At 39.8% G+C, this 2,449-nt stretch carries 3 protein-coding genes; all 3 read left to right on the forward strand.

Features of this window, described 5'->3' with window-relative positions; all coding sequences use genetic code 11:
* Nucleotides 1–278: 278 nt before the first annotated feature.
* A complete protein-coding gene (locus tag KIH86_RS10490; RefSeq protein WP_223083385.1) occupies nt 279–806 on the forward strand; it encodes a hypothetical protein in 528 nt (175 codons plus the stop codon).
* 30 nt (nt 807–836) lie between these two features.
* A complete protein-coding gene (locus KIH86_RS10495; RefSeq protein ID WP_223083386.1) occupies nt 837–1,835 on the forward strand; it encodes a hypothetical protein in 999 nt (332 codons plus the stop codon).
* A gap of 293 nt (nt 1,836–2,128) precedes the next feature.
* The coding region (locus KIH86_RS10500; RefSeq protein WP_223110435.1) for a hypothetical protein at nt 2,129–2,449 on the forward strand (321 nt) is incomplete at its 3' end.

A 2,449-nucleotide genomic window follows, 5' to 3' on the forward strand; every position in this document is an offset into this window, starting at 1 on the left:
TTACGATGAAGATTTGTTTTTATTAGTGAAAATGGAGTAGAAGAATAGCTACAAGGAGAGTATATGCTCCCGAATTGAAAACTTGTGATTGCCCTCGAAACCACGATGCGACATTTTTCGTATTGTGGTTTTGTCTTTATTAAGTATGGTCCAACTCCGAAATGATCGGGTAAGACCTAAATCTGGGCGGACCAAGTTAGAGGAACCATTCGGGTGCATAAAGTTAAAACAGCATATCAATATATGATAAATCTGCGGGGTNAAGAGGTGGATGAAAAATGGGAACTACATTTGCAAATCTTCACGTGTTTACGGACGATAAGGAAGAAGTATTGAAGAGCTTGAAACGGCTAAGACCCAGAAGTAGCTACTATATCGGGCAAAATCAAGGCTGGACAACAGTACTCGGGGAGAATTTCAACTGGGAAACGATTGGTGAGAGAGCCGGGTTTTTATCAGGCTTAATTTCTTCCCTTGTGCTTGCTATAGGATACTTTGATGATGAAGTGTTGGAAATATCTATTTATCAGAACGGGGAATTGCTGGACAGATATGCTGGAGGTGAGGTTCTAGAGGAATATGAATTGGAGCCGGAGGCTTTTGACAACGCTACAGTAGTTAAACGATTGGGGTTGACTATTTCGTCCGATTCGTTAGCCGTTATCTTCCAGAGCGAAGATGTGCGGGAGATTCTAGAGCAACTGGAGACTGTTCTGCCTGTTCCGCTTATTCTGAAATATGACTGGATAGAGGACGATGAACCGCTCCGTCGAGACTTTGTCCATATCCGCAGATCAATATTTTGAGATGCCGTGTTAAAGGTGGGGTTACCACAGATGAAAAGAGTGAAGTGGTTAAATATAATTTTTATTTTATTATTAACTGGATGTGAAAGTGGACGGATATCTTCGAATCAGCAGAACACTCAGAGTCCCCCGGTTCAGCAGGAAAACAGTGTGAATGCCTGTCAAGTTGCACTCGGAAAAATGGGACAGTTTTCAGACCAAGAAGGAATAGTTGATTACAAATCGGGAAAACGTATATTTCCCTTACTTAGCTTTATTATGACGAAACATTCCATTACAACAACTGATTCGCAGCAATCTGTTTATATGAAGGACAATCCCATATTTGTGACACGTAACGAAAAGTACCCCAACACTCTGTTATTCGCCCCCATTCACTCTAAGCGAACAGGTGTGTTGCATGGTGGTGTCGGTTTTCCCGAAAACGAGGTAACGAAGTACTATGAACCAATGGTATTCGTCAGTGAAATCGATGGTAATAGGGTAGAACCGTCAACTGACATTACCAATAAAACAGTCGAAGTTAATCGGGAAACATGGACCAATGAATTAGCGAAGTATACGAAAGCATGTAACGACTCTTTAATTCTCCCGCCAACCAAACAGGCTGAACCTTTTTTTGAATACAATGGCTGGACGTATCCATTCTCTAAGGAAATAGATTTCGTTGCAGGTGTTGATGGAGTAGGTCTTGGACTGGAGGAGTATGGTTTTCGCTACCCTGATGGGGATAAAATACAAATTCCCATTCTTATTTATAGTCCTCAGTCTACAATAGATAACGTTGTGATGATTCAAGATGGTGTTGAACTCAAATTTACGAAAGACAAGTATAACAGTGACTGGCAAAAATTTTTAGGTGAGGATTGGCACTCTTTTACATCAGTGGAAGTTGATTTTGATAAAGAAGCATTTGCAAAGGCAGATTTTGATAAAATCCATTCTGCTCTTCCGCCTTTCATTAGTGATAACCCATCAACCATACAAGCAACGATTAACGGAGAGAAAGTGATTTTTGTAAATCAATAATAAAGTTTCCATTCCATCGGATAAATTCTTTCGGTGGCTTTTCCTTTTTTGATATATTCAAAGGAATCATTCTGGTGCTGTTTAGGGGGAGGGTGTCGGGCAAGTTGCTGCAGCTAGAAGGGTCTTTTATTATTTTTATATAGGAACTGTTTGTCAGGACAACGTTATTTCAATGCGCCCTCTGTCAGGCCGGCATTCAGATTACATGGAGAAAAAACAATAACTGGGATGACCGAATGGATGCATACAATAAAGCCATAATAGCTTTTGTGAAATGAGGAGGGATGATCTTCATGAAACGGGCTGCTTTAATATGTTTTCTTGTTATCATGCCCATGTTGTTTGCAGGATGCAACTCAAGCGACGTAAATGACAATAAAGTTAATAATATTGAAGGAAGCAAACCGAGCAGCGAAAATGACTATAAAATATTTGAAAAAGAATATACGGCCTATGACAAAGACAATCATCCATTCAACGTAAAGTATGCGCAAATATCTGGCTTAGGCAATGAAAGCTTAGAACATCAGATAAATCAAAACCTTAAGTTATCAATGACGGAGTGGATAAATAAAGACTGTGAATGGGCAGAGAAATTTCAGGTTGATGTAACA

Source organism: Paenibacillus sinensis, from assembly GCF_019904155.1.
Lineage (GTDB): Bacteria > Bacillota > Bacilli > Paenibacillales > Paenibacillaceae > Paenibacillus_AQ > Paenibacillus_AQ sinensis.